This window comes from Pseudomonas sp. SWI36, assembly GCF_002948105.1.
Taxonomy (GTDB): domain Bacteria; phylum Pseudomonadota; class Gammaproteobacteria; order Pseudomonadales; family Pseudomonadaceae; genus Aquipseudomonas; species Aquipseudomonas alloputida.
Genome location: NZ_CP026675.1, coordinates 161,811 through 182,615, shown reverse-complemented (window position 1 = coordinate 182,615; position 20,805 = coordinate 161,811). Strand labels below are relative to the sequence as shown.

Sequence of the window (20,805 nt, the reverse complement as noted above, 5' to 3'; positions counted from 1 at the left end):
CTTCTCTGGTCTAAATGGGGTACCCGTTAGTCCCCGCAAAAGCAATCTATATCTTCGGCTAGGTAATCGAAGCCGAAATCGGTTTGCCTGGCACGCTGATCTGCTGACCAGGCCAGCGCCCGGTAATTGGCGCGATCCTGACGGAACACCTGGCCGAACCGCTCTTCGGTGCCAGACCACCAGATAACCCGCGCCGGGTCTTCCTGGATGGTCCTGATCAGCTTGGCCTCGTTCTTCTTCCAGCAAAGGTCGCAGTTGCCGTAGTCCGAATCCATGCCAAGGTCGAATGACTGATCGGCCCAGAAGGAGGCCACGTCCTCCTTGATGATTCCCGCGACGTAGGAGGGACAGACGCTGTCCCAACGGGCATTGCCGCGCTCGTTGGCCGTCATCATGCGGCTGTAGCGCCGCGGCTCATCGTAGCGGATGCCGACGATGCAGTCCCATTCGTCGTAGCCCAGGGCGCGCATGTGCTTCTCGCCGATCTTCACCTTGAGGTAGGCGGTGCACATGTTGTTGCTGAAGTTCGGCAACACGGCCGGCAGGTTCTTCTCCGCTTTGCGGTATGCCTGGTAGTACTCCAGCATCATCGTGAAGGGCTCGCCGTTGCGGCTGGCTGTCTCGAAGTCGACGATCTTGTACCAAGGCGCGTATTCCGGCTGGCCGTACACCCGGCACCACTCCATCCAAACGATATTGACGCCCCAGTGCTTGGCCATGGCGTCGATGAAGACCAGCGTTTCCTCGCGCTCCTTGCCGGTATTTTGGAAGAAGGCGTGCACATCTGCCGGGAGCTTGCCGCCGTGGGCCTCAAGGATTTTCCAGAGCATGTGCCCGCTGGTGCGGCCACCACTGACGCCGATCTGCGCAGGCCCAGTTATCTGGTAGGGGTTCATCGCTTCCTCCCCTTGTTGAGTATCTGAAGGGCGGAGGTTCGGTTTTCGGTGGGCATGGGGCACCTGGCAAAAAAAAATTATTCGGCGTCGTGAAAAAGGTGAAAGCAGTTCGCTAAAGGGTTTCTCCATGCCATTCCGGACTGGATATCCTTTGGAGACGCACAATGAAAACCTTCATGGTCGAACTGCTTTCAAACGTTGTCGCTGAAATTGCTGTGGAGCTGTTGAGCCGATTGGCCGACCTGATCTGGTCGTATCCGTGGCAACTGCTTCTTCACTAAGCAGCCTTTGCCGCCCGGCATTCTGTTCGCCAGGGATCGTTGGCCCGGGCCAGGGCGGCCATCGGTGGCGGGCTGACACTGTTGCCGCACATGTGCACCTGTTCAGTCTTGGTGAACGGCTTGCCGTCGGCGCCCTTGTCGATGATGTAGCTGGCCGGGAAGCCTTGGGCGCGGTAGAGCTCGTGCGGCTGCAGCATGCGATTCGCTGGTGGCCAGGCTTAGATTCGTGACCGCGTTGCCGTTGGGCAGGTAGCGGACCTCGGGATCCTGGCCGCAGGTGCCGACCAGGATGACTTTGTTGATGCCCCTCATGCTGCTTTGCTCCTAAGCTGCTTTTCAAAGCCATCTACCAACAGCTTGAACTCCCACAGGTCCTGCTCAAGCTGCTCGATGTAGTCGTCATCGCGCTTGAACTCACGCCACCAGAGCTGGCGACCTACGGGCTTGAGGAGGGGGCAGTACATCCCGATGTGCCACCATTTCCGGCCAGTGATCCACATGCAGCCTTGTACCTGGTCGATGACATCGCTGGCGTCGTTGTCGATGTGGAAGGCACGGAGCTTGTCCGGGGCCAGGAAGCACTTGTACTCGCTTCCGCCGTCTTCACCGATGAAGCCGTCCGCGCTGGCGCCGAACGAGCCGTCGTCTGTTTTGACCAGACCGACCTGCGTGACGATCAGGCCTGTCTGGATTTCGTGCTCCATCCGCGCCTCCGGCTCCAGTTCATGGCCGCGGCGCATCTGCCAGGTCTCGAACCCACCATCGAGCGGGGCGCCCCCGATGCGCTCGACGGCCAGCTCGAAGGCGTAGGTGAGGGCGGCATTCGATGGCTCGCCCACCTTTTCGCCATCCAGCGCCCTCTGAACAACCTCCGCCTTCGGCCCGGCCTTGTATCCGGCAAGATCCCGCGCCTTGGCTTCACTGTGCCCCGCCAGAATGGCGTCGACGTAGGTTCGCTGCTGCGCGGTCAGCCCATTGACCTTCGAACGGGCGGTGCTGAACATGCTGGCGGTGATCACTCCAGCGCGGGCCTGCAGCCACTCGGGCGAGCCTTGGGTGCAATTGACGATAATCATGGGTTGGCCTCCAGTACTGTTTTCCGCTTGGTCACGGCGATCTTCACCGCGTCGTATCCGGCTTTGTCGCCGCTGGCCTGCATGACCTTTACGGATGCCTGCCATACATCCTTGAGCTCGTCGGGGGTTGCGGCTGCTTCGACCTGGGCCAGGATGTCGCCCAGCGCCTGGGCCCGCACTTCCGCCGTATCTGAGCCATCCGACGATTGCGCATCGTCGTCCCTGACGTCGCCGGTTGTGATGTTCAGCAAGGCGCACATCACGTAGCGCTTGCCGTAGGTGGTGGACGAGCCGACGGCTTGAACATCGTTCCGGCCTTTGCCGATGTCGGCCGGCAGGGTCATGGTTGTCTGCTCGCGGTGGCCGTCGCGGTGCATCAGGATGCCGGTGACGCTGATCGACTTGTCCTGGTTTTCCACCTTGAAGGTGATCGCGAAGCCGTGCCGCTGCATGATCGGCTTGACGACTCGGGTGATGTCGTCGAGCGTGGCGTAGGCGTTGCCGGTGTGCAGATTTACTGCCGCTTCGAACACGGTCGGGATCTCGCATTGCATCTGCGCCATGCCAGCGTTGAAGGCGGCTTCTGCTGTCTTGGCCTGCATGCGCTCATGCATGGCCAGGAGCCGCTCCATCTTCTCGATGTCGCAGGTTGGGTCGGCGGCTGCTCGGCTTATCACCGCCATTATGCTGTTGTCGACGGGGGCGGGCGCAGCCACTGCCTGGCGACGCTGTTCGGGCACAATGATTGCGCTGGTCATGGTCTGTGCCTCAGTAAGTGATGGCGATGTTGGGGATCTTGCGCTGGGCAATCAGGGTGATGGCCTGCTTGGCGCATTCCTCGGTCATGCCGCCGGCGACGAAGGCCTCCAGGGCGGCGCGGTTGATGCTGGCCCTGTGCGCCTTGTCGCGCTCGCGGGCCTCTTGCTGCCTGAGGATTTCGGCTGCTGCTGCATCGGCGCGGCGGCGTTCTTCCTGGCGCGCCTGCTCGGCGGCTTCCTCCTCCCGGCGTGCGGCGTCCTGGCGCTCCTGCTTCATCCGCTGCTCGGCCGCAACGCGGTCGGCCTCGGCCTGAATGCGAGCACGCTCAGCTTGCTCGGCCTGCAGCTTGAGTTGCAGGCGCTGGTTCTCGGCTTCGCGCTCTTGTGCGGCAGCCTGGTCAAGCAGCTCCTGCTCGCGGCGGGCGGCGGCCTCTCGCGCTGCCTGCTGCTCTTGGGCCACACGCTGACGCTCCGCCTCAACTGCGGCCTCCTGTGCCGCTCGGATGCGGTCCTGCTCGGCGCGCTCTTCTGCCTCGCGGCGCAGGCGGGCCAGTTCGGCCTGTTCGGCGTCGTACTTCTGGCGGGCGACCAGGGCGGCCTGCACTGCATTCAGCGAAGCCTCTTTGGTCCGAGCTGCCTCAGCCTCGAATTCCTCCCACGCTTCGCCCAACTGGAACGCGGAGAGCTCGCTGAGGCGCGCCTTCAGCTGCTCGGCATCCAAGGTGCCCAGCTCGGTGGCCAGGTCCTTCATACGGTTGATTGCGTCGTTGTGGCGGTCGATCCGAGCATCCTCGGCGGCTTCCCACTCGGTGAGCGGCCGGCGCGTCTCGTCCCGTAGCGCGTCCATTTTGGCCACGAACTCGCGCAGCTCAGCCTCGACCACCTTCGGCATTTCCTTCAGGCGGCGCAGGTAGTCGCGGCCAGGTTTCTCTACGGCAGTCTTCGACTTGCTGACTTTGGCGGCAAGGCTGGCGATGCGCTCGCGGCCCTTGCGGGTTTTCAGGTCAGGCACTTCGCCCAGTACCTCACCCTTCACCAGGTCGATGAATTGCTGCAGGCCGCCGGCCACGTAGATGGCCGGAGGCGTTCGCCTCGCTGATCTCTTCGATCTTGATCAGTTTCTGTTGTGCGGACATTGGTACACCTCGCGCCAGGCCGGCGCCGTCAGTTGGGATAGGGAAATGCCAGGTCACCCAGATTGGAGGTACGCTCCAGGCCCTGGCTGCGGTGGATGGTTGCGCGCTCTCGCCGCTTACGCTCCCGCATGGGGTACGGTTATCCCGAAGGGCCGCCGTGCTCGGCTACGTGATTCAGGAAGTGATGCTGCCGGCCAGGGCGCTGGCAAGCATGAAGAAGGTGCAGGCGAAGAGCATGGAGAAGGAGCCGCGCCAGAACGCCCAGCGTCTGGCCTGCTGGCGGCTCACGTGCGGACCTCATAGGCGAGGGTGCACATGCCGCAAAGGTAAGCGCGGCCCGACCAGGCAGCAGGATTCTCGATATGAGCCAGGCGCGCCTGGTTCATGGCGTCCTCCATGGTCAGGCCCTTGAACACCAGAAGGATGCGGTCATCTGGCACCGCCTGGGCGACCTCTGCCACCTGCTCGTCGACGATCGACATGAAGATCGGCGTAGTCATGCAGCCTCCTTGCGCCGAACGGCAATACGCCGGATGCGCTCGCAGTAGTGTTTGAACTCCTCGGCGTCGATGGCGAGGAGGGAGAAGTAGGCGACCACCAGGGTTTCAGCCTTGGCTTCCTCCACCGGGCCAGAGCCCGGCAGAAGCATCGTTTCGATTGCGGCCTCGATGGCGCTGACTGCCAAGCTGTGAGGGCTCATTGCGCCTCCTCGGCCTGGGCCAGCACTCCTTCTTTGGCGAAGGGGGTGAGCAGCTGGCGGGCGATCTCTTCCAGCGCCGACTCAGGGTTGGCCACGCTCAGGATCTCCTCAGCTGCCGCTGCTGCATCGCTGGCGACCTTGCACCGCGCAGCCAGAACCAGACGGCCCAGCACCGAGTTGCTGATGCCATTCAGGGCAAGCTGGCCCATAACGAACTCATCCACCGCCTGGGTGAAGCGCTCATAGGTGACACCCTGCTGCGGGCGCATCCGGCGCTGGAACACTACGTCGCGGCGCGCCATCAGCTCAGCGATGCCGTCGTCGATCCAGGTGGATTCGGCGTCAGCTACTTCGCTCACCGCCGGCGGCATCCGGTTGTCGTACTCAAACTGTGCTGCTCGAAGTGCGCCCATGGTCGCCTCCAGGTGGTGGGTTACTCGGTGGGTGGGGAAGGGAGGGGCATCCAATGAGTCGCGTACGGGTCGTACCAGAATCCCCACCCTTCGGTGTCGTCGTAAACGTATTCGGAAAGCGCGACTTCGCCGGACTCGCAGACGATCAAATAGTCCGCCTTGATCTCCTCCGGCAGTCTGTCGCTGCACTTGACCCAGCCGCTCATGCTGCCTCCGGGTACTTCTCACCGCAGAACATGCAGTAGCTGCCGATCATCGACAGGTCCTGCTTGACGGTCTTGAAGCCGCCGGCGCGTTTGGGCGCCTGGTACTCAACGTGCAGGTTGAGCTTGTTTTTGGTCTCCAGCGTTTTGCCTAGGATCATCGCCATGCCCTGAAGCTCAACAGTGAGCGACTGAGCCCCATCGGGGAGCTGCGTGGCGATCTTTTCCTTGGCTTTGGCTTCAACTTCGGATGCGCAGTTGCACATGGAAATTTCCTCGGTGTGACCGCATTGGCCAGGAGCCAGGCGCGGGTGACCAAACCCACCGTGAAAGGTGGCCTGGCGCCTGCCAATGCGGTCGAATGTTGGGAAGGGGATAGGAAAGAAACCGGGTCTTGCCGAATGTGGGATGAATCAGAAGAGGAGCCGGCGGTAGAGGCCTACTCTGAGCCGCCGGCAATAAGAATTTTCACTCTACGATGCAGATCCAGCGGTGGTTATGTCGGTACGGCGCTCTGGTAAATGCGACGTCTGAAACTAGGAACATACCGCGCTTCTGAAGCGCTTCGGTAAGTTGAGCGAGTGTCTCTGCTTCGATAGTCATTGCTGTTACCTCGTCAGATTTACTGCGTTCATAAATCCTGACCAAGTAGGCAACTGTCGGATTCAATATTTTTGACTCACTTGCTTTCGCGACGCCGCGTGAGCAATCGATTTCCCGTCTGGCCCTGTCGCCAAGGCCAGCCAGTGAAATCTGTGTTTCCTCGCTGCTCGCACTGTGCCAGGCACCGACGCCCGTTCTGAGGGCATCCCGGCAGGGAGCGGTTGCAGCGCAACCCTTGGCCCGCTTGACGCTTTCAGTGAGGGAGCGCGCCGCATGGCTTCGAGCTGGCCAGTTCCAGAGCTGGCATGGGGATCGAATTTATTGCTCGCGCTGTACCGTTGCCGGGATCGATCCGCGAGGTTCCCATCGATGTGAAAGAGCGGTGAGGCTTGAGGGCCTCCGCAGTCCCTGGTGAGTGACTGCGTGTTGAGGCAAATATCACGCATTGTGTTTTATGTGTCAACACGATATGTGATTTATTTTTTCAGGACCGTGTTGAGATTCTTCAAAGCGAAGCGTGTTCACCTTTCACGAGGCGTGATGTATGCTTCGCTCAGTACTGGATGGATGTACAGTTAACAGAGGAAGGTATGGCCAAGCAGAAGAAGTCGACCCCGCAACCTCGCCAAGAGATGACCGCCCTTGAGCGGCTGGGCTTGCGGGTCTCGTCGATGATCAATCACCCGATCGCGCAGTCGCAGCGCTGGGTGACGATCCATCGCCTGGAAACAGACGGAGACATGGAATGGGAGGAGGTGATGGGGCTGCTGGCGGAAACGCCGGAGCTGGACCTTACATTCAACGACGACGAGAGCGTGACGGTCAGGTGGGAAGCGCAGAGCGCCGAAGATCGAGACGACCTGGTCGTGGAGAAAGAATGGGAGGCGGAGAGGATAGGGGAGGAGGCGCCTTTTTGACGAGCATGAAAAAGCCCGCACAAGGCGGGCTTTCAGGCCGAGCGATTGACCGATATCGGTATGGCGATATCGGTACTCAGAATTTTTCGAGAAGAGCTGGGAGGTATTTCAGGGCTACCTGGTCCCTTTCCTTGAAATAATCCATGCATCGCTTTGGCATCCACGTGCCGTAGAAATAGGATCGGAAGTCAGCAAGAAGCTCGTTAGGGTAAAGTCTCGCCTGAACAATCCTGCCATCTAGGTATTGATGTGGGTAGCTTGGAAAGGTCTCTGGGCTGATACCCTTCTCTTTCCGAAGCCAGCCAGAAAACATCCGGCCACTAGAAATGTCAGGGATCAAAGACTCCGGCAGAACGTAGCCCTCCGCCTCGAGCGGAGCGATCAGCGCTAGGGTTATTTCGTTCAGCATCGAAAAATGCGTGTGCGGGATCTTCGAACGGTTTGCAATGTAGCGCTGGACGTGCACCGGGGTACGACCGGCGGTAGCAGGGTTCACGCCACCAGACATCCATTCGGCAACCCATGCGGTCACTTGGACGGCGAATCCAGCCGACAACCATTGAGCTAAATGGATCGCTACCTGAGGATGAACCCACGTTCCCTGGTAATTTCCCCCGCGGATCGATTGCACAAGAACCGCTTGCGGGATATTCAGAGATGCTGACAACGCCTGCAGGAACTCGACATTTGGTCGCGAGGAGTTGTAGTGGCCAAATTGCTTACCGGCAGCGTTACACATGGCGGTCGCACTGATATATCCATCTACCGCGCGTTGATGGATAAGGTTTCCCTCCATTACGTGCGGTATTACTGGCAAGCCAATCTGAACCATCGTAAATCCTCTATTCCTAGTCTAGGCCAAGGGTATTTGCCGCATGACCGTCCATTTTTTGGCAGCTGAAATAATCTGCAAGCCTTCCCCGTAGGATCACACCAGATGGGCGTTCCATACCAGTAGTACGCGGGCCTGGATGTAGGTCATATCCCGCCGGATCAGACGATCCTTGTGCCGCGGGTTGTCCGATATCATCTCGTAGTGCTCCTCATCAGCCACCTGCAGGCGCTTGATGTAGAGCAGGTCATCCCAGACGAAGAGGTACACCCCATCGCCCACGAAGTCGCGGACGTTGATATTCACGATCAGCGGGTCCCGGTGCTTGATGGTGGGCTCCATCGACTGACCCCATCCGGTGACCACCTTCAGGTGGTAGTGCTCTTCGAACTCGACGCCGATTTCCCGCAGGTGACTGGGGCTGACGCGAATGTCCTTGAGCATTTCCGGGTAGTCGTGCGGCAGCTGGCCGCCACCCATTGCAGCGCGGATATCGTAGTGAGCGATCCGGACTTCATCTCCGACCAGGCCAGGGCGCTGCATGTCATCAGACATGACCCCAGACAAGGAATAATCCTCAGCCGCGGCTATCAAGCGCTGCCGGGCTTCTTCCGGTATGCCCTTACCACTTTTGGCAAGCATCAGCTTAACCAAGTCGGTCGTGCTTCGAACTGTTGTGGTAGGAGCCTCGACGACAGGCTGACTAAGCAGTAGCTCGGACTGGTCGACGCCCAAGGCCGATGCCATGGCCGCGATGTCCGCCAAGGTCGGCTCCCTCGTGCCTGCCTCGTAATTCCCGACCCGAGACTGCGATTTCCAGCCACAGGCCTCTGCCAGTTGGGCCTGGGACATTCCCGTCGCTTTTCTCAAGCGCTTGATGCGCTGGCTCAATGATTCGTTCATGCGCGGAATTTCATCACGAAACGAAATACCCGGCTTTCACTTATTGTGATTGCAATTAACACGATGCGTGTTTATCCTTCGGTCATCAATGGAGGAAGACCGTATGAACCAAGTCCGAACGATCCGCGAAAGGGCTGGCGTTACCCAGGCAGCGCTGCGCCGTCAGCTCGGCTGGAATCAGTCCCGCCTGGCGAATTACGAATCAGGCCTCAGGAATCCGGGCCTTCAAGAGGCGCGCCAGATCGTAGAAGCGCTGAACGTCCTGGGTGCCAATTGCGCCCTTGATGATGCGTTCCCACCGGCACAAGTCGCCGCCTAACCAATTCCAACTGCAAGGAGCTACTCCCGCATGTACGCCAACCGCAATCACCTGCATGACCGCGAGATCAAGGTCCGGGTCGATGAGGACACCTTTGAACTGATCCAAGCGCTGGCAAAGTTTCATCGCACTCAGCGCGCTGTGCTTTGCCGTGAGCTGCTTGAGGCTCAGCTGGCCGCCTTGGCTTCGGAGAATACCGGCGATCAGCACGTGGCCTGAAGGCCCTTAGGAGGCCCCATGCCGATTGAAGAAATCGGATTGGACCAGGGGCAGATGGAGCAGCTGGAGAAAGAGGCGATGAGAAGGGGCGTAAGCCCTGAGGCGCTGGCAGCTGAGCTGATCCGTCGAGAACTGGCCAACCGAACCAAACCTCGCAACCCGCGAGGAGTCGTGACCCCGTTTCATCGAAAGGCCTGAACAGGCCCTGATAAGCCCGAATTACGGGCACAAAAAAGCCGGGATAGCGGCCCGGCTTTCTGCAACACAAAACTCTGAAGGGAATTATGCATATGCAGACCCAAAGTGTACAGGCCCTCAACCGGCCCGCGCCACAAAATGCGAACCACGATTTCGTGGCGCGCACGATGTCGTCGCGCGAAATCGCCGAACTAACTGGAAAGCAGCATCAGCACGTCAAGCGCGACATCGAGAAGATGCTTGGCGATCTGAAAGAAGATGCGTCCAAGTTTGGACAGATCTATTTCGACTCGCAAAACCGGGCTCGGCGCGAGTACTGCCTGGACCGTGAGCACACCGACTGCCTGCTTACCGGCTACAGCGCCGCTATGCGCATGGCTGTCATTAAACGCTGGCGTGAACTCGAAGCCCAGGCCACGCCGGCGGCACCCGCCGACCTGAGCAAGCTGGAAATCCTCCAGATGGCCCTGGAGTCGGAGAAAGCCCGCGTCCTGCTCACCGTCCAGGTCGAGGCCCAGGCCAAGAAGATCGACCACCTAGAGAACCTGTTCAAGGAGGGCATGAGTCCGACCCAGTTCTGCAAGGGCCTCAATGGGGTCAACGTCATGCAGGTGAACGCCTTCCTCAAGGCCAAGAACTGGCTCTACACCGAGGGCAGCAGCGGCACTCGCTATCGCGTCGGCAAATACGCCCGCGACAAATACATGACCGAGCATCAGCAGACGGTCAGCCCGCACGGCAAAGAGGCCTTTGTCGCCTTCACCCCCGTGCTGCTGCGCAAGGGCGCCGTGCGCCTGTACGAGCTGTACCTGGCCGGCGAGCTGCCCATGAAGAAGAACTGGGACGGACTGCACTCCCACGACAAGGCAGTGCGGGGTGCAGCATGAGCCTTCACGACATGCCAGACGGCATGAAATCCGAGTTCCTGGCCGCCTTCCGAGCTGAATTCGGCTTCGGCGAGATGACGGCCACGGCCAACGATGATGCCGCCGCAATGCTCAAGGCTGCCGCCTGGGCCTGGCAGGCCTCCCGCGAGGCTGCGCAGGACTCCGCAATCAGCCCGGAAGTCGCGGCGCTAATGCAGCGTATCGACGACGAGGAGCGTGGCCAGGCACTGCTGGCCGAAGCATTCGTCCGCGAATCGGGGCGCGCCTCGATCTCCGCCCTCCAGCGGCATTTCAAGATCGCCTATGGGGCTGCGTGCCGGCTTATGGATCGACTGGTTGCTGACGGAGTTGTGAGCGCAATTGACTCAGAGGGGCGTCGCAAGGTTCTGCCAAAGGTTTCGCCATGAGCATGGAACTGATGGTCAAGGCCATGAAGACCAAGGTCGGCAATCCGCTGCGCAAGCTCGTGCTCATCAAGCTGGCCGACAATGCCAGTGATCAGGGCGAATGCTGGCCGTCGTACCAGCACATTGCCGATCAGTGCGAGATCGACCGCAGCACCGTTCGCAAGCATATCAAGCACTTGGAATCTCAAGGGCTGCTGCGCATCGAGAACCGCGAAGGGCCGAAGGGAAACTCCACCAACTTGTACTATCTGACCCTGCGCAACCCTGTAGGCCAAAACAGCACCCCTGTAGGCCCAGAAAGCACAGGTGTAGGCCCACAGCCTACAGGGGGTGTAGGCCCAGAAAGCACCAGAACCAGTCACTCTTTTGAATCAGTCAATGAACCAGTAGAGCAGACGGTCGCTGACGCTCCCTCGGCGAAGAAGAAGGCTGCGAAGTTTGACCCGATGACCTGCAAACCCACCAACGTGAGCGAGCAGACTTGGGCCGACTGGTGCCAGCACCGCAAAGAGATCCGCAAGCCGCTGACCGCCACCACCTGCGCGAAGCAGGCCAAGATCCTGGCAGGCCACCACGCGCCTGACGCCGTGATCAACCAGTCGATCAGCAACGGCTGGACTGGCCTGTTCCCGGAGAAGGTGCTGCCGGGTGTCCAGCAGGGCCAGCGCCGCCAGAACAACGAACCCGACTTCAACGACTCATCCTGGGCCGAAGGGCTGATGGTGCGCACATGAAATCAGCAAACCAACTGATGGCGGCGATGCAGAACCTACCGCCAGAGCTGCACGGCGGCCCGGTTGTTGTCTCGCTGGAGACGGCCGAGGTGGTCAATGGCCTGTTCCGCCGTCTGCGCGGCATCTTCCCTGCCTGGCGCCAAGCCTGGCCATCCACCGAGGCTCTGGCGGCTGCCAAGGAGGAGTGGATCAAGGAGTTCGCCGCCGAGGGCATCCGCACCATCGAGCAGATCGAGTTCGGCATCGAGAAGTGCCGCAAGCTCAAGAAGCCCTTCGCGCCGAGCGTTGGCGAGTTCATCGCCATGTGCCAGCCGACGCCTGAGGACTTCGGCATGCCGGTGCCGGCCGCTGCCTGGGTCGAGGCCCTGCTGGGCGTCTACAGCCACGAGGGGGTGAAGATCGCCGCCGTGGCCACCGGGTTGTTCGACCTGCGCGCCGCACAGCAGAACGACAAGGGCCTGCAGGCGCGCTTCGACCGGGCCTACGAGATCGTGCTGCGCCGGGCAAAGGAAGGCCAGTCACTGGACGGCAAGATCGCCACGGGCATCGGTCACGACAGCCAGAAGAGCGCTGCAGAACTGGCCGACGAGTACGCCAGCCAGAAGCAGGCCCGCCTGCTCGAAGTCCAGCAAATTCCCAGTGGTGCAGCCGCGTGCCGCGCCCACCTGCTGGCCAAGTTGAACATCAAGCGCGCCGGGCAGCCGGCCGGGGAGGGCGTATGAGCCAACTCCAAAGAGATCTCCTGTTCCGCATGCAGGTGAACAATGCTCTGTCTGTCCTCGGCGGCTGGTACCTGAGCTGGGACTTTTACTCCAGAAGCCCATACACAGGGCTGCGCGCTCACGCGCTCTATTCGAAGGCACGGGGCCTGGTTGAGCATGATCGCGCGCTCATCAAGTCGATGGACCGTCTGGAGGGCAGTGCTCATGGCTGAAAAGATCAGCGTCAACAGCCAGGCCAAGCTCTCCGAGGCCGTGACCATGCTCACCCGCATGTTCCGCGACAAGAAGTTCGTCGTGGTCAGCATGCGCCCGGGCAAGGATCGGACCCTGGACCAGAACGCTCTGTGGTTCGCCATGTACGAGCGGATCGCCAAGAGCACTGAGATGGGCGACATCGAGGACGTGCGTCGTTACTGCAAGCTGCACCTGGGCGTGCCGATCATGCGCGCCGGCTGCACCGAGTTCCGCACCGGCTGGGCTGAGTCGTTCATCCACCTGGATTACGACGTGAAGCTGCGCCTGATGGGCCCGTGCGCCATGTTCGGGCCAGATGGGTTCCCGGTCACCCGGTTGTTCGACCGGGCCCAAGGCTGCGAATACACCGACCGCATCGTGGCCGAGTTCGCGCCGCAGGGGGGTTCTTTGGTGACCTGCTGAGTGAGGAGGCGGCATGAAGCCTGGTTATGGAGCGGTGACTGCGTTGCTCGGGGGCGCACTCGCAGCACAGCTGGCGGTGGTGGGTATTTTCATGAACACGCCAGCCTTCTGGATGATCTTCGGGACTGCGCTGGCCATGGGGGGCGTGTTCTACAAGTGGGGTGACGAGATATGAGCCATCAATGCGAATGCCATCGCTGCATTGAAGAACACCGCCTTGGTATGGAAGGCCCGTTCGGATGGGTGCGGCTCTCATCGACAAAAATGATTCTCTGCCAGGTGTCCGGCTGCAAGCGCTGCCCCCACGCGAGTGATCATGATCTGGCGTGCACCGGAAGTAATGAGCCAGGCCAGCGGGGGAGCGTGTACCAATGACCGCTCTGAAAACACCGAAACCAAAGAAGTGCAAGGCGCCAGGCTGCGGCAAGCACTTCAAGCCGACCATGACCACGCAGAAGGTGTGCAGCATCGCCTGTGCCAAGGCCATGGCCAAAGATCCGAAGCTACAGAAGGTTGCGGCCAAGGCTATCACCAAGCAGGCCCGCCAGGACCTGCAGGAGCGCCGGGAGAAGCTGAAGACCCGCCGCGAGCACATGGCCGAAGCGCAGACGGCGTTCAATGCCTACATCCGCGAGCGCGACGCCGGCTTGCCGTGCATCAGTTGCGATTCGAACCCAAGCGACCATGACCTCATCACCGGCAGCCGCTGGGACGCCGGGCATTACCGGTCGGTGGGTGCATGCCCTGAATTGCGGTTTGAACCGCTCAACGTCCACCGCCAGTGCGTGAAGTGCAACCGGAACCTGTCGGGCAACGCCATCGAGTACCGCATCCGGTTGGTGAAGCGCATCGGCGCCGACCAGGTTGAATGGCTCGAAGGGCCTCATAAGCCCCAGCGCCTGACCATCGAAGACCTGCAGGCCATCAAGGCCCTGTACAGGCAGAAGCTCAAAGACCTGAGGAGGCCAGCAGCATGAACTGGACTATCGCAGATACCGCCGGCGCGCTGTTGCTGGCCATGACCATCGCTTCCACCTGGTGCGTAGTGCGCGCCAAGGGCATCGAAAGTCGCCGCAAGAAGGAGAACGGCCCATGCAACTGAACAGCGCACGCCAAGCGTGGCACGACTGCCTCTACACGGCGTGGGACAGCCAGGGCGCATTCATCGAACAGCTGGGCCTGTTGGGCACTATGGTCCAGACCACAGACAAGCAGCGGAAGGCGAGCCATGCCGTGCACCAGGCGTTGGCCGGTGGTGTGCAGGCGGCAATCTTCAAGCTGCCCGGCAGTCTACGCGCCTTCGGCAACTTCATGTACGCCCCGCAGAGCGGCGACAACGAGCGCGAGGTGGCCGAGGAGTGCGTGTTCTCGCTGGCAATGGCCAGGTCGGGCCGTATGACCGCGGCCAAGCGTGAGCGCTGTGAGTATGTGGCCAAGGGTGTCATGTTCCGGTACCGCCGTATGCACCAGGGTGGGCAGTCATCGGCGCAAGACCCGTTCGAAAGCCCGGAGTGGTTCAAGCGCTGGATCGATGACGTCTACGGCGTGACGCTTCCCTCGTGCGCCTGGGCTAGGGACTGGGAGCCATTCGTGCAGATTTGCTTCGAGGTCTGTGAGGACCTGGATAAGCGTGCACTCTCACCGGTAGCAGCCGCAATCTACGAAATGAAAAAGGCCGCTTGAGGGCCTATTGCGTTCCCGCACGCGTGATGGCACTATTTGTCCATTGTTAGAGTTTTGCCTTTGGCAAGCTCGTCTAGAAACCGGCCCAAGCGCCGGTTTTTTTGTGCCCGCAGAAAAGCAAAAGCCCCGAACTAGTCGGGGCTTTGTCATTTGTGCGGCGAGAAAAAAGAGAGGGCGACTCCAGAAGGTGCTGTAACACCCAAGGGAGACGCCAGATCGCAGACTGTACCTGCAAGCCAGCCAAGGCCCCCACTGCTCGCGCGAGCGGGGCGGAGCCTAGCAGAAAATCACAAGGCTTTGCAGATGCTTAGAGACATTCGTTGCGGGAAATGCAACCGACTCCTCGCCCGTGCGGTGGGGGTTACCCAGCTCCAGATCAAATGCTCCCGTTGCGGGACGTTGAATCAGGTGACGGCAGCCGACCGAGAAGTATCGCTCGCCGTTGCCGATCAGAAAGCTTCACGGGCGTGATCGCGCCAGAATGAGATTAACCCAGAAAGCCCAGAGCTTCGAACTTATCGCCTAGGTGCGACAAGAGAGCGACATTGATCGCCTTTCTTAATAATCGCAAAAGGAAATGAGCTATGGCTTTTACTATGATCCCTCTGAAAAATGAAGATGAAAATTTCTGTGGTGCTGAATTTTCCTTTACGGGAGGGGCTGCAGTCTCTGAGTTTGGCGCCGACTATCAGAATCTAACCTTCAACGCTTTTGGGGAAGAGAGTCAGCCCAGCATGGTAATGGGTACGGGCGGCGCCGGAAAAGGTATTGCCTCTACCTCTATTCAAATTGATTCCGATCTTTCGATCTCCTTCATGGTTTTCGATCTACCTGATGCTCAAAATCCAGCACTTCATAATGCTTCTGTGAGTGTTGTAGCCCTGAGTAAGGGAGAGCCTATCTTCACTAAGTCCTATTACCTCAAACACCGGGATGTAAATGGCAACTGGGTGGACACCGCCGAGTCTGGGGTTTACGTCGGTAGTGATTTTTCCATTAGCATGCCGAACCGCCTCGGCAGCCCATATTTGGCAACTTTCCAGCATACCGGCGTACACACGGTAAAAGTTAAGGTGGCTGCTTCCCTTGCGGCGGATGGATCCGGTCATGTAAATGCGACCGCGAAGGTGGACTTCCCTGAGGAGGACAAAGCTGCAGATTTCACCACGCGCGAACTCAATGCCATTGATGCTGCCATGAGAGAGCATGAAGGAATTACCGATCACATGTATCTTGATACAAATGGCTATGTCACCGTTGGAATTGGCTTCATGCTTCCCAATGAAGCTGCGGCTGTCGAATATCCTTTTCTAACTTCCAATAATAGTCCAGCCTCTGTTGAGCAAAAACGGGCCGAATGGCAAACTATCCATGCGCTACCTACCAATTACGTTGCGGGTTGGTATCAGAGTCACACAGACTTGCATCTGGCTAGCGATTATATCGATTCAAGGCTTGGAGCTATCATTAGCACCAATTTTAGTGAGTTGAACAACCTATTCCCTGCAATTGGTCAATACCCAGGCGCGGCACGTGTTGCTCTGCAAGACATGATTTACAACGTAGGTGCTACCAGGCTCTCAACTAGATTTCCACGATTCATGGAAGCCGTTCGCAACCAAGATTGGGCGACGGCGGCTACCGAGTCACATCGAAACATTCCTGATGAGAGCCGGAATGATGCTGTTCGCGATCTATTCCTGAATGCGGCAGGCACTGGGGATTTCTGAACCTCCAATTATTTGGCTGCTGAGTCAGTCAGATGACCCAAAGGCTGCCATCTCAGCAGCCTTCCTAAACTAGAGTTAGCAGTGGACCCGGCGGATCTCGGTCCAGGTCAAGTCGACTCGACAGACACCACCAGTTGTTTGCCGAGCGCGGCTAGCGCCGTCTCCATTGCCTCCATCTTCGAAGTGTGCCGGAAGTCGACAAGACGATCTCCTTGGGTCTGCGCCAAGCCAAGCAGGCGGCACAGATCGGCCTTGCGCATATCGCGGGCCATCATTTCGTTCCACAGCACGATCTTCGCCACGGTCACCGCAGGCAAGTGGACAACCAACTCGCCAGTCTCAGGTTCGGACGCAGCGGGGATCGAGCGACGCTCATCGACATATATCGACAGGGTCGTCTCGATACCATCCACCGCTTCGCTTAGCGCGTGTTGCTCGTTATCGCCGTAGCTGTGAAACTGCGGCAGGTCGCGACAAAACACTGCTAGCCCAGGTGTGTCGTCGCGCTCAAAGCGGATTGCATAGTTGTACATAGCCATTCTTCAGAGGTGACCGCCCAGCATTCAGGTGTGGCGAAGGGGCTCTTTGAGCCCTAGTTGTTTAATGAACGCCTTGCGGGTCGGTTCTGGCATTTCCTTGCAACCGTGATCCGCGAAGATTGCCTTTGCCGTTTGGGGCGGTGACTTTGAAGTGGCTTCCTTGCCTGCTTCGAAGGCCACCCCTTGGGCCTTCAACCATCGTCTGAACTCGCTGAACTTCATCACCTCGCCTCGTTGTTGGATGAGTCCATTATACAACGTTTTCGTGGTAAAAAAGAGCCTTGAAGAATTCCTTGGCTTTCTCTTTTCGGCTCCGCCACATCCATTGCTCCGACCTGGGAGTGTTGTAGGGGCCGTATCAAACTCACTTCCCGAAAGGGAGGGGCATTCGGATGTCCAACATGCCAGATAAACCAGACACCTGGGCAATGCTGCTCGCCTGGCTGAGCCAGCACGCCCCTCTGCTTTACGCGGGAGCGCTTTCGTTCGTGATGGCCCTGCTGCGGATCATCTACGGCGGCGGGACCAGGCGTCAGGCGGTACTGGAGGCCTGCCTCTGCACATTGCTGACAGCGGGTGCATTCCCACTGCTGGAGTACTTCGGTCTTCCGCAGAACTTCGCCGCCGGGCTTGGCGGCGGGATAGGTTTCATCGGAGTCAAGAAGATTGCTGATCTGGCTGATCGCTTCTCTGACTTCAAGCTGCCACGGCGCACCGAAGGTCAGTAATCCGCGCCACAAAATCGAGGTGCACCGTTTCGTGGCGCATCGACCTAAATTCCGCATGTGATGATTGTGCGTAGCGTGCATCTCCGGCACGATGCAGTCGGCTACTAATAACCTCAAGGAACGAGATGCATGGAAAGTGTGTTCAAGGCAGTTTGCGTTGCGGCCTTGCTGGCGACGGGCGTGGCTCATGCTGATGTGGGACGAGAAGAGGGTCTTGATGAGGCAGTCCGTCAGTTTGCTGCAAAGGTGGAGGCTGAGTGGCAACAGTGCCTGAAGAATCCGAACACTCGCACGACGAAGGATAGTGACCTGTGTCTGTTATCGATGGTGCGCGCGAGTAACGAGAGGGTCGAAGAGAAGTATCAGGAAAAAATGGTAACAGCCCAGCACATGGCTGAGCATCCTGACAGCTTTGCGACCTATGAGACGGTACCGTCCCTGCTCAAAGATTCCCAGGCGCTGTGGAAACAATATGTCAAAGCTGACTGCGACGGAATTTACGCAGAAAGCGCAGCGGGAACTGCTCGCTCTGGGTATGCCCTCTTTTGCCGATACAAACATGCGCTTCATCGCCTTCGCGCACTGGATGAATGGTTATAGAACCTTTGATCTTCCGCCCTTCAATCTTCGGTTGTTAGTGGCGTTCTTCTAGGAGAAGTCATGAGCAACATCATTCGTATTCGCCATGAACTGCCAGTGAGCACGGAAATCGTGCTTGCGGTGGCAGAGTTCGATGCCACCTTGGTGAAAGCGATTGATGCTGCCAAGGATGCCGGGCTTCCCCAGGGCTTGCTCGTGGACCTGCTGCATGGTCACGCGCACGCTGAAACGCACAAGATGGTGGTCAGATGAATCCGTGCCATTGAAATGATGGCATTAGCTCCCCATGTGTTTATTTCCAGTACACAAGCGGAGCTGTGACATGTCTGAAATTGTAAAAGGTGCCGTAGTTCAGCTGAAAAGTGGCGGCCCGAAAATGACCGTCGAAAACGTTGGTAACTACGCCGGGGAATGGGGGACCGGGCCAGAGAATGGCGCACACTGTATTTGGTTTGAAAAAAGCGAGCCGAAAGAGAAGGTATTTGACGTGGCAGTGTTGACCCTGGCTTAAGAGGTAAGGGAAATAACCTGGCCCCGATTCTATCGGGGCCTTCATTTGGTGCCGATATGACAGCAAAGCAACCCGACTGGGAGGCGATCGAACGAGCCTTCCGGGCCGGCGCGCTTTCCATCCGCACCATCGCTGACCGCAACGGGGTGAGCGACACCGCAATCCGGAAGAAGGCCAAGGCCTTAGGCTGGGAGCGGGATCTTTCCGAACAGGTCCGCAAAGAGGTTCGCAACAAGCTGGTTCGCGGCGAGGTTCGCGAAGACCAATGCGCGAACCCTGAGCGGGACGCCGAGATCATCGAAGAGGCGGCAGAAGAGGGCGCGACGGTTGTTCGCAGCCACCGCCGTGACATTCGCAAAGCCGCGAACCTTGCAAACCTGCTGATGGATGATTTGCTCACCACCATCAAGCGCCGCGAGGACATCGAGGACGAGATTGAGCGCGAGACTGCCGATGATGAAGGCGGCTTCCGCCGTAGCTCTATGCTCGCGGCTGTGGCCTTGCCAAGTAATGCCAAAACCCTTTTCCAGCTGTCCTCGGCGATGAAGAACCTGCAGGTGCTTGAGCGTACCGCATTCGGCCTGGACGACAAGGAGTAGTCGAAAGACGCCGACGAGCTGTCGCAGCTGATGGATGAACTATCGAAGGATGCCTGACCATGAAGCCCGAGCACATGAAACTGCTCCGGGACCGGTTCTGGCGGCTGAACAACCTGTATTTCATCACGGACAAGCAGGGCAAGAAGGTCCGCTTCCGCATGACGCAGGAGCAGATCGATTACTTCCAGGGGATGCACACCCGCAACATCATCCTCAAGGCGCGGCAGTTGGGCTTCACCACACTGGTCTGCATCGTCCAGTTGGATGCCGCGCTGTTTGAAGCGGCCAAGTGCGCACTGATCGCCCATACCCTGAACGACGCCAAGCGCCTGTTCCGGGAGAAAGTGAAGTACGCCTACGATCACCTGCCCAAGGAGATCAAGGCGGCCAACCCGGCACGCAACGACGCCGCGGGGGAGCTGGTGTTCAGCAAGGGCGGGTCGCTGTACGTGTCCACCTCCTTCCGGGGCGGCACGCTGCGTTACCTGCACGTTTCCGAGTTCGGGAAAATCTGCGCCAAGTTCCCGCACAAGGCGCGTGAGATCGTCACCGGTGCGTTCGAGGCCGTGGCCGCTGAGTGCTTCGTCACCATCGAATCGACAGCAGAAGGCCGGGCCGGGTACTTCTTCGACTACAGCCAGTCTGCCGAGAAGCAGCAGCTGGCCGGCGTGCCCCTTGGCCTGCTGGACTGGAAGTTCTTCTTCTTCAGCTGGTGGCGCAACCCGCTGTACTGGCTGGACCCGACAGATGTAGTCATTCCAGATCGGCTGACCAAGTATTTCGACGACCTCACCGCCAAGCACGGCATCGTCACCAACCCAGGCCAGCGCGCCTGGTACAGCGCCAAGGAAAAGACCCTCGGCGACGACATGAAGCGCGAGTACCCGTCGATCCCGGCCGAGGCATTCCAGCAGACGATCGAGGGCGCCTACTACGCCAAGCAGTTCACCAAGCTCTACGCTGCCCAGCGCATCGGCAAGCTTCCAGACAACAGCCACCTACCGGTGCACACGTTCTGGGACATTGGCGTGGGCGACTCAACGGCCATCTGGTTCGTCCGGATCGTCGGCGAGGAATACCACGTTGTCGATTTCTACCAGAACAGCGGCGAGGGCCTGCGGCACTACATGAAGGTGCTCAAGGATCGCGGCTACGAGTATGGCGAGCACTGGGGGCCTCACGACATCGACAACCGGGAATTTGGTAGCGACGGCAAGACTCGCCGCGAACTCGCGCGAGAGGGCTACGAGATCGACGGCCAGGTGTATCGGATGACCTTCCAGGTGGTGCCAAAACTTGGAGTGGACGAGGGCATTGAGCAGGCGCGTGAGATCCTCCCGAACTGCGCTTTCGACGAATCCAAGTGCGAGGAGGGCATTACCGCCCTTGAGAGCTACCGCAAGGAGTGGGACGACAAGCGCGGGTGCTGGAAAGACAAACCCCTGCACGACTGGTCATCACACCCGGCCGACGCCTTCCGCTACTTCGCCGTGGCCAAGACCAAGCGCTCCGTAGTCAAGCACGTTCCAATCTCGTTCACTTTCTGAGGCCATC

At 59.4% G+C, this 20,805-nt stretch carries 33 protein-coding genes and 4 pseudogenes; 22 read left to right on the top strand and 15 right to left on the bottom strand.

From position 1 onward, the window contains the following. Window positions 1-26: 26 nt before the first annotated feature. The 11 genes and pseudogenes from C4Q27_RS01110 to C4Q27_RS01060 form a co-directional block, all read right to left on the bottom strand. The gene (locus C4Q27_RS01110; protein WP_104886317.1) at window positions 27-896 is read right to left on the bottom strand and encodes a hypothetical protein; all 870 of its coding nucleotides are present in this window, start codon (window positions 894-896) and stop codon (window positions 27-29) included. A gap of 277 nt (window positions 897-1,173) precedes the next feature. After that, a pseudogene (locus tag C4Q27_RS01105) lies at window positions 1,174-1,377 on the bottom strand (DNA cytosine methyltransferase); the annotation flags it as partial. Further along, window positions 1,376-1,489: pseudogene (ssb, locus tag C4Q27_RS01100) on the bottom strand (single-stranded DNA-binding protein); the annotation flags it as partial. The pseudogenes C4Q27_RS01105 and ssb, both read right to left, overlap by 2 nt. Further along, window positions 1,486-2,253 carry a lambda exonuclease family protein gene (locus C4Q27_RS01095; RefSeq protein WP_104886316.1) on the bottom strand — a complete coding sequence of 256 codons (768 nt, stop codon included), beginning with the start codon at window positions 2,251-2,253 and terminating at the stop codon, window positions 1,486-1,488. The pseudogene ssb and the gene C4Q27_RS01095, both read right to left, overlap by 4 nt. Then, a complete protein-coding gene (locus C4Q27_RS01090; protein ID WP_104886315.1) occupies window positions 2,250-3,011 on the bottom strand; it encodes an ERF family protein in 762 nt (253 codons plus the stop codon). The genes C4Q27_RS01095 and C4Q27_RS01090 overlap by 4 nt, the downstream gene beginning before the upstream one ends. 10 nt (window positions 3,012-3,021) lie before the next feature. Next, window positions 3,022-4,147: pseudogene (locus C4Q27_RS01085) on the bottom strand (hypothetical protein). A 284-nt stretch (window positions 4,148-4,431) separates the two neighbouring features. Then, window positions 4,432-4,647, bottom strand: a complete 216-nt coding sequence (locus C4Q27_RS01080; RefSeq protein WP_020191077.1) for a hypothetical protein — start codon at window positions 4,645-4,647, stop codon at window positions 4,432-4,434. Then, a complete protein-coding gene (locus C4Q27_RS01075; protein ID WP_104886314.1) occupies window positions 4,644-4,847 on the bottom strand; it encodes a hypothetical protein in 204 nt (67 codons plus the stop codon). Before C4Q27_RS01075 ends, C4Q27_RS01080 begins: the two co-directional genes overlap by 4 nt. After that, window positions 4,844-5,260 carry a hypothetical protein gene (locus C4Q27_RS01070; RefSeq protein WP_104886313.1) on the bottom strand — a complete coding sequence of 139 codons (417 nt, stop codon included), beginning with the start codon at window positions 5,258-5,260 and terminating at the stop codon, window positions 4,844-4,846. Before C4Q27_RS01070 ends, C4Q27_RS01075 begins: the two co-directional genes overlap by 4 nt. Window positions 5,261-5,280: 20 nt before the next feature. Further along, the gene (locus tag C4Q27_RS01065; RefSeq protein ID WP_104886312.1) at window positions 5,281-5,466 is read right to left on the bottom strand and encodes a DUF551 domain-containing protein; all 186 of its coding nucleotides are present in this window, start codon (window positions 5,464-5,466) and stop codon (window positions 5,281-5,283) included. Beyond that, entirely contained in the window at window positions 5,463-5,729 is a 267-nt protein-coding gene (locus C4Q27_RS01060) for a hypothetical protein (RefSeq protein ID WP_104886311.1), read from the bottom strand. Before C4Q27_RS01060 ends, C4Q27_RS01065 begins: the two co-directional genes overlap by 4 nt. A 927-nt stretch (window positions 5,730-6,656) precedes the next feature. Between C4Q27_RS01060 and C4Q27_RS01055 the strand changes: the two genes are divergently transcribed. Further along, on the top strand, window positions 6,657-6,983 hold the full coding sequence (locus C4Q27_RS01055; protein ID WP_104886310.1) for a DUF1654 domain-containing protein: 327 nt from the start codon (window positions 6,657-6,659) through the stop codon (window positions 6,981-6,983). A 76-nt stretch (window positions 6,984-7,059) separates the two neighbouring features. On the opposite strand, the gene C4Q27_RS01050 is transcribed toward C4Q27_RS01055, so the two are convergent. Together C4Q27_RS01050 and C4Q27_RS01045 are read right to left on the bottom strand one after the other, a co-directional pair. Further along, the gene (locus tag C4Q27_RS01050; protein WP_104886309.1) at window positions 7,060-7,815 is read right to left on the bottom strand and encodes a KilA-N domain-containing protein; all 756 of its coding nucleotides are present in this window, start codon (window positions 7,813-7,815) and stop codon (window positions 7,060-7,062) included. Window positions 7,816-7,911: 96 nt separating this feature from the next. Further along, window positions 7,912-8,718 (bottom strand): XRE family transcriptional regulator, encoded by an 807-nt coding sequence (locus tag C4Q27_RS01045; RefSeq protein WP_104886308.1) that lies wholly within the window; start codon window positions 8,716-8,718, stop codon window positions 7,912-7,914. Window positions 8,719-8,821: 103 nt separating this feature from the next. Here C4Q27_RS01045 and C4Q27_RS01040 point away from each other — a divergent pair, with 103 nt between their 5' ends. From C4Q27_RS01040 to C4Q27_RS00975, 15 genes and pseudogenes are all read left to right on the top strand, one after another. Next, complete coding sequence (locus C4Q27_RS01040) at window positions 8,822-9,037, top strand: helix-turn-helix transcriptional regulator (RefSeq protein WP_053867836.1); 216 nt, start codon at window positions 8,822-8,824, stop codon at window positions 9,035-9,037. A gap of 30 nt (window positions 9,038-9,067) precedes the next feature. After that, window positions 9,068-9,256, top strand: a complete 189-nt coding sequence (locus C4Q27_RS01035; RefSeq protein ID WP_027907665.1) for a hypothetical protein — start codon at window positions 9,068-9,070, stop codon at window positions 9,254-9,256. Between the two features lie 18 nt (window positions 9,257-9,274). Then, on the top strand, window positions 9,275-9,454 hold the full coding sequence (locus tag C4Q27_RS01030) for a hypothetical protein (RefSeq protein ID WP_044047010.1): 180 nt from the start codon (window positions 9,275-9,277) through the stop codon (window positions 9,452-9,454). A 92-nt stretch (window positions 9,455-9,546) separates the two neighbouring features. Continuing rightward, window positions 9,547-10,341 (top strand): Rha family transcriptional regulator, encoded by a 795-nt coding sequence (locus tag C4Q27_RS01025; protein WP_104886307.1) that lies wholly within the window; start codon window positions 9,547-9,549, stop codon window positions 10,339-10,341. Continuing rightward, window positions 10,338-10,748: a DNA translocase FtsK gene (locus C4Q27_RS01020; RefSeq protein ID WP_104886306.1), complete on the top strand. Its 411-nt coding sequence runs from the start codon at window positions 10,338-10,340 to the stop codon at window positions 10,746-10,748. The genes C4Q27_RS01025 and C4Q27_RS01020 overlap by 4 nt, the downstream gene beginning before the upstream one ends. Then, complete coding sequence (locus C4Q27_RS01015) at window positions 10,745-11,482, top strand: helix-turn-helix domain-containing protein (protein ID WP_256599929.1); 738 nt, start codon at window positions 10,745-10,747, stop codon at window positions 11,480-11,482. Before C4Q27_RS01020 ends, C4Q27_RS01015 begins: the two co-directional genes overlap by 4 nt. After that, window positions 11,479-12,204, top strand: a complete 726-nt coding sequence (locus C4Q27_RS01010) for a replication protein P (RefSeq protein WP_104886305.1) — start codon at window positions 11,479-11,481, stop codon at window positions 12,202-12,204. Before C4Q27_RS01015 ends, C4Q27_RS01010 begins: the two co-directional genes overlap by 4 nt. Continuing rightward, the gene (locus tag C4Q27_RS01005) at window positions 12,201-12,416 is read left to right on the top strand and encodes a hypothetical protein (RefSeq protein WP_104886304.1); all 216 of its coding nucleotides are present in this window, start codon (window positions 12,201-12,203) and stop codon (window positions 12,414-12,416) included. The genes C4Q27_RS01010 and C4Q27_RS01005 overlap by 4 nt, the downstream gene beginning before the upstream one ends. Further along, window positions 12,409-12,878 (top strand): annotated as a pseudogene (locus C4Q27_RS01000) (hypothetical protein). The gene C4Q27_RS01005 and the pseudogene C4Q27_RS01000 overlap by 8 nt, the downstream one beginning before the upstream one ends. Beyond that, window positions 12,875-13,036 carry a hypothetical protein gene (locus C4Q27_RS29215; protein WP_158666112.1) on the top strand — a complete coding sequence of 54 codons (162 nt, stop codon included), beginning with the start codon at window positions 12,875-12,877 and terminating at the stop codon, window positions 13,034-13,036. The pseudogene C4Q27_RS01000 and the gene C4Q27_RS29215 overlap by 4 nt, the downstream one beginning before the upstream one ends. A gap of 196 nt (window positions 13,037-13,232) precedes the next feature. Continuing rightward, complete coding sequence (locus tag C4Q27_RS00990; protein ID WP_104886302.1) at window positions 13,233-13,838, top strand: recombination protein NinG; 606 nt, start codon at window positions 13,233-13,235, stop codon at window positions 13,836-13,838. Beyond that, window positions 13,835-13,963 carry a hypothetical protein gene (locus C4Q27_RS29610; protein WP_020191738.1) on the top strand — a complete coding sequence of 43 codons (129 nt, stop codon included), beginning with the start codon at window positions 13,835-13,837 and terminating at the stop codon, window positions 13,961-13,963. The genes C4Q27_RS00990 and C4Q27_RS29610 overlap by 4 nt, the downstream gene beginning before the upstream one ends. Beyond that, window positions 13,954-14,544, top strand: coding sequence for a hypothetical protein (locus C4Q27_RS00985; protein WP_104886301.1), 591 nt, complete (start codon window positions 13,954-13,956; stop codon window positions 14,542-14,544). Before C4Q27_RS29610 ends, C4Q27_RS00985 begins: the two co-directional genes overlap by 10 nt. 303 nt (window positions 14,545-14,847) lie before the next feature. Continuing rightward, the gene (locus C4Q27_RS00980; protein ID WP_104886300.1) at window positions 14,848-15,015 is read left to right on the top strand and encodes a Com family DNA-binding transcriptional regulator; all 168 of its coding nucleotides are present in this window, start codon (window positions 14,848-14,850) and stop codon (window positions 15,013-15,015) included. Window positions 15,016-15,128: 113 nt separating this feature from the next. Continuing rightward, window positions 15,129-16,274: a hypothetical protein gene (locus tag C4Q27_RS00975; RefSeq protein ID WP_104886299.1), complete on the top strand. Its 1,146-nt coding sequence runs from the start codon at window positions 15,129-15,131 to the stop codon at window positions 16,272-16,274. A 107-nt stretch (window positions 16,275-16,381) separates the two neighbouring features. Here the strand turns inward: C4Q27_RS00975 and C4Q27_RS00970 are convergent, their stop codons facing one another. Beyond that, a complete protein-coding gene (locus tag C4Q27_RS00970) occupies window positions 16,382-16,807 on the bottom strand; it encodes a type II toxin-antitoxin system HicB family antitoxin (RefSeq protein ID WP_104886298.1) in 426 nt (141 codons plus the stop codon). Window positions 16,808-16,837: 30 nt separating this feature from the next. Next, window positions 16,838-17,035, bottom strand: a complete 198-nt coding sequence (locus tag C4Q27_RS00965) for an mRNA interferase (RefSeq protein WP_104886297.1) — start codon at window positions 17,033-17,035, stop codon at window positions 16,838-16,840. Between the two features lie 170 nt (window positions 17,036-17,205). Here C4Q27_RS00965 and C4Q27_RS00960 point away from each other — a divergent pair, with 170 nt between their 5' ends. The 6 genes from C4Q27_RS00960 to C4Q27_RS00935 all read left to right on the top strand — a co-directional run bounded on the left by C4Q27_RS00960 (window position 17,206) and on the right by C4Q27_RS00935 (window position 20,798). After that, entirely contained in the window at window positions 17,206-17,541 is a 336-nt protein-coding gene (locus C4Q27_RS00960; protein WP_104886296.1) for a phage holin, lambda family, read from the top strand. Window positions 17,542-17,670: 129 nt separating this feature from the next. Further along, window positions 17,671-18,141, top strand: a complete 471-nt coding sequence (locus C4Q27_RS00955) for a lysozyme inhibitor LprI family protein (RefSeq protein ID WP_104886295.1) — start codon at window positions 17,671-17,673, stop codon at window positions 18,139-18,141. A gap of 60 nt (window positions 18,142-18,201) precedes the next feature. After that, entirely contained in the window at window positions 18,202-18,393 is a 192-nt protein-coding gene (locus C4Q27_RS00950) for a hypothetical protein (RefSeq protein WP_104886294.1), read from the top strand. Window positions 18,394-18,463: 70 nt separating this feature from the next. Further along, on the top strand, window positions 18,464-18,652 hold the full coding sequence (locus C4Q27_RS00945) for a DUF2158 domain-containing protein (RefSeq protein ID WP_104886293.1): 189 nt from the start codon (window positions 18,464-18,466) through the stop codon (window positions 18,650-18,652). A 56-nt stretch (window positions 18,653-18,708) separates the two neighbouring features. Further along, a complete protein-coding gene (locus C4Q27_RS00940; RefSeq protein ID WP_104886292.1) occupies window positions 18,709-19,251 on the top strand; it encodes a hypothetical protein in 543 nt (180 codons plus the stop codon). 59 nt (window positions 19,252-19,310) lie between these two features. Further along, the gene (locus C4Q27_RS00935; RefSeq protein WP_104886291.1) at window positions 19,311-20,798 is read left to right on the top strand and encodes a terminase; all 1,488 of its coding nucleotides are present in this window, start codon (window positions 19,311-19,313) and stop codon (window positions 20,796-20,798) included. Window positions 20,799-20,805: the final 7 nt, after the last annotated feature.

Coding starts and splice junctions, on each gene's coding strand:
- C4Q27_RS00940 (WP_104886292.1), top strand. CDS start 18,709: ATGACAGCAAAGCAACCCGACTGGGAGGCGATCGAACGAGCCTTCCGG.
- C4Q27_RS01025 (WP_104886307.1), top strand. CDS start 9,547: ATGCAGACCCAAAGTGTACAGGCCCTCAACCGGCCCGCGCCACAAAAT.
- C4Q27_RS00935 (WP_104886291.1), top strand. CDS start 19,311: ATGAAGCCCGAGCACATGAAACTGCTCCGGGACCGGTTCTGGCGGCTG.
- C4Q27_RS01045 (WP_104886308.1), bottom strand. CDS start 8,718: ATGAACGAATCATTGAGCCAGCGCATCAAGCGCTTGAGAAAAGCGACG.
- C4Q27_RS00950 (WP_104886294.1), top strand. CDS start 18,202: ATGAGCAACATCATTCGTATTCGCCATGAACTGCCAGTGAGCACGGAA.
- C4Q27_RS00990 (WP_104886302.1), top strand. CDS start 13,233: ATGACCGCTCTGAAAACACCGAAACCAAAGAAGTGCAAGGCGCCAGGC.
- C4Q27_RS00985 (WP_104886301.1), top strand. CDS start 13,954: ATGCAACTGAACAGCGCACGCCAAGCGTGGCACGACTGCCTCTACACG.
- C4Q27_RS00965 (WP_104886297.1), bottom strand. CDS start 17,035: ATGAAGTTCAGCGAGTTCAGACGATGGTTGAAGGCCCAAGGGGTGGCC.
- C4Q27_RS01090 (WP_104886315.1), bottom strand. CDS start 3,011: ATGACCAGCGCAATCATTGTGCCCGAACAGCGTCGCCAGGCAGTGGCT.
- C4Q27_RS01020 (WP_104886306.1), top strand. CDS start 10,338: ATGAGCCTTCACGACATGCCAGACGGCATGAAATCCGAGTTCCTGGCC.
- C4Q27_RS29610 (WP_020191738.1), top strand. CDS start 13,835: ATGAACTGGACTATCGCAGATACCGCCGGCGCGCTGTTGCTGGCCATG.
- C4Q27_RS01070 (WP_104886313.1), bottom strand. CDS start 5,260: ATGGGCGCACTTCGAGCAGCACAGTTTGAGTACGACAACCGGATGCCG.
- C4Q27_RS01035 (WP_027907665.1), top strand. CDS start 9,068: ATGTACGCCAACCGCAATCACCTGCATGACCGCGAGATCAAGGTCCGG.
- C4Q27_RS01095 (WP_104886316.1), bottom strand. CDS start 2,253: ATGATTATCGTCAATTGCACCCAAGGCTCGCCCGAGTGGCTGCAGGCC.
- C4Q27_RS01040 (WP_053867836.1), top strand. CDS start 8,822: ATGAACCAAGTCCGAACGATCCGCGAAAGGGCTGGCGTTACCCAGGCA.
- C4Q27_RS01010 (WP_104886305.1), top strand. CDS start 11,479: ATGAAATCAGCAAACCAACTGATGGCGGCGATGCAGAACCTACCGCCA.
- C4Q27_RS29215 (WP_158666112.1), top strand. CDS start 12,875: ATGAAGCCTGGTTATGGAGCGGTGACTGCGTTGCTCGGGGGCGCACTC.
- C4Q27_RS01080 (WP_020191077.1), bottom strand. CDS start 4,647: ATGACTACGCCGATCTTCATGTCGATCGTCGACGAGCAGGTGGCAGAG.
- C4Q27_RS01050 (WP_104886309.1), bottom strand. CDS start 7,815: ATGGTTCAGATTGGCTTGCCAGTAATACCGCACGTAATGGAGGGAAAC.
- C4Q27_RS01055 (WP_104886310.1), top strand. CDS start 6,657: ATGGCCAAGCAGAAGAAGTCGACCCCGCAACCTCGCCAAGAGATGACC.
- C4Q27_RS01075 (WP_104886314.1), bottom strand. CDS start 4,847: ATGAGCCCTCACAGCTTGGCAGTCAGCGCCATCGAGGCCGCAATCGAA.
- C4Q27_RS00980 (WP_104886300.1), top strand. CDS start 14,848: ATGCTTAGAGACATTCGTTGCGGGAAATGCAACCGACTCCTCGCCCGT.
- C4Q27_RS00970 (WP_104886298.1), bottom strand. CDS start 16,807: ATGTACAACTATGCAATCCGCTTTGAGCGCGACGACACACCTGGGCTA.
- C4Q27_RS01110 (WP_104886317.1), bottom strand. CDS start 896: ATGAACCCCTACCAGATAACTGGGCCTGCGCAGATCGGCGTCAGTGGT.
- C4Q27_RS00975 (WP_104886299.1), top strand. CDS start 15,129: ATGGCTTTTACTATGATCCCTCTGAAAAATGAAGATGAAAATTTCTGT.
- C4Q27_RS00955 (WP_104886295.1), top strand. CDS start 17,671: ATGGAAAGTGTGTTCAAGGCAGTTTGCGTTGCGGCCTTGCTGGCGACG.
- C4Q27_RS00960 (WP_104886296.1), top strand. CDS start 17,206: ATGTCCAACATGCCAGATAAACCAGACACCTGGGCAATGCTGCTCGCC.
- C4Q27_RS01030 (WP_044047010.1), top strand. CDS start 9,275: ATGCCGATTGAAGAAATCGGATTGGACCAGGGGCAGATGGAGCAGCTG.
- C4Q27_RS00945 (WP_104886293.1), top strand. CDS start 18,464: ATGTCTGAAATTGTAAAAGGTGCCGTAGTTCAGCTGAAAAGTGGCGGC.
- C4Q27_RS01015 (WP_256599929.1), top strand. CDS start 10,745: ATGAGCATGGAACTGATGGTCAAGGCCATGAAGACCAAGGTCGGCAAT.
- C4Q27_RS01065 (WP_104886312.1), bottom strand. CDS start 5,466: ATGAGCGGCTGGGTCAAGTGCAGCGACAGACTGCCGGAGGAGATCAAG.
- C4Q27_RS01060 (WP_104886311.1), bottom strand. CDS start 5,729: ATGTGCAACTGCGCATCCGAAGTTGAAGCCAAAGCCAAGGAAAAGATC.
- C4Q27_RS01005 (WP_104886304.1), top strand. CDS start 12,201: ATGAGCCAACTCCAAAGAGATCTCCTGTTCCGCATGCAGGTGAACAAT.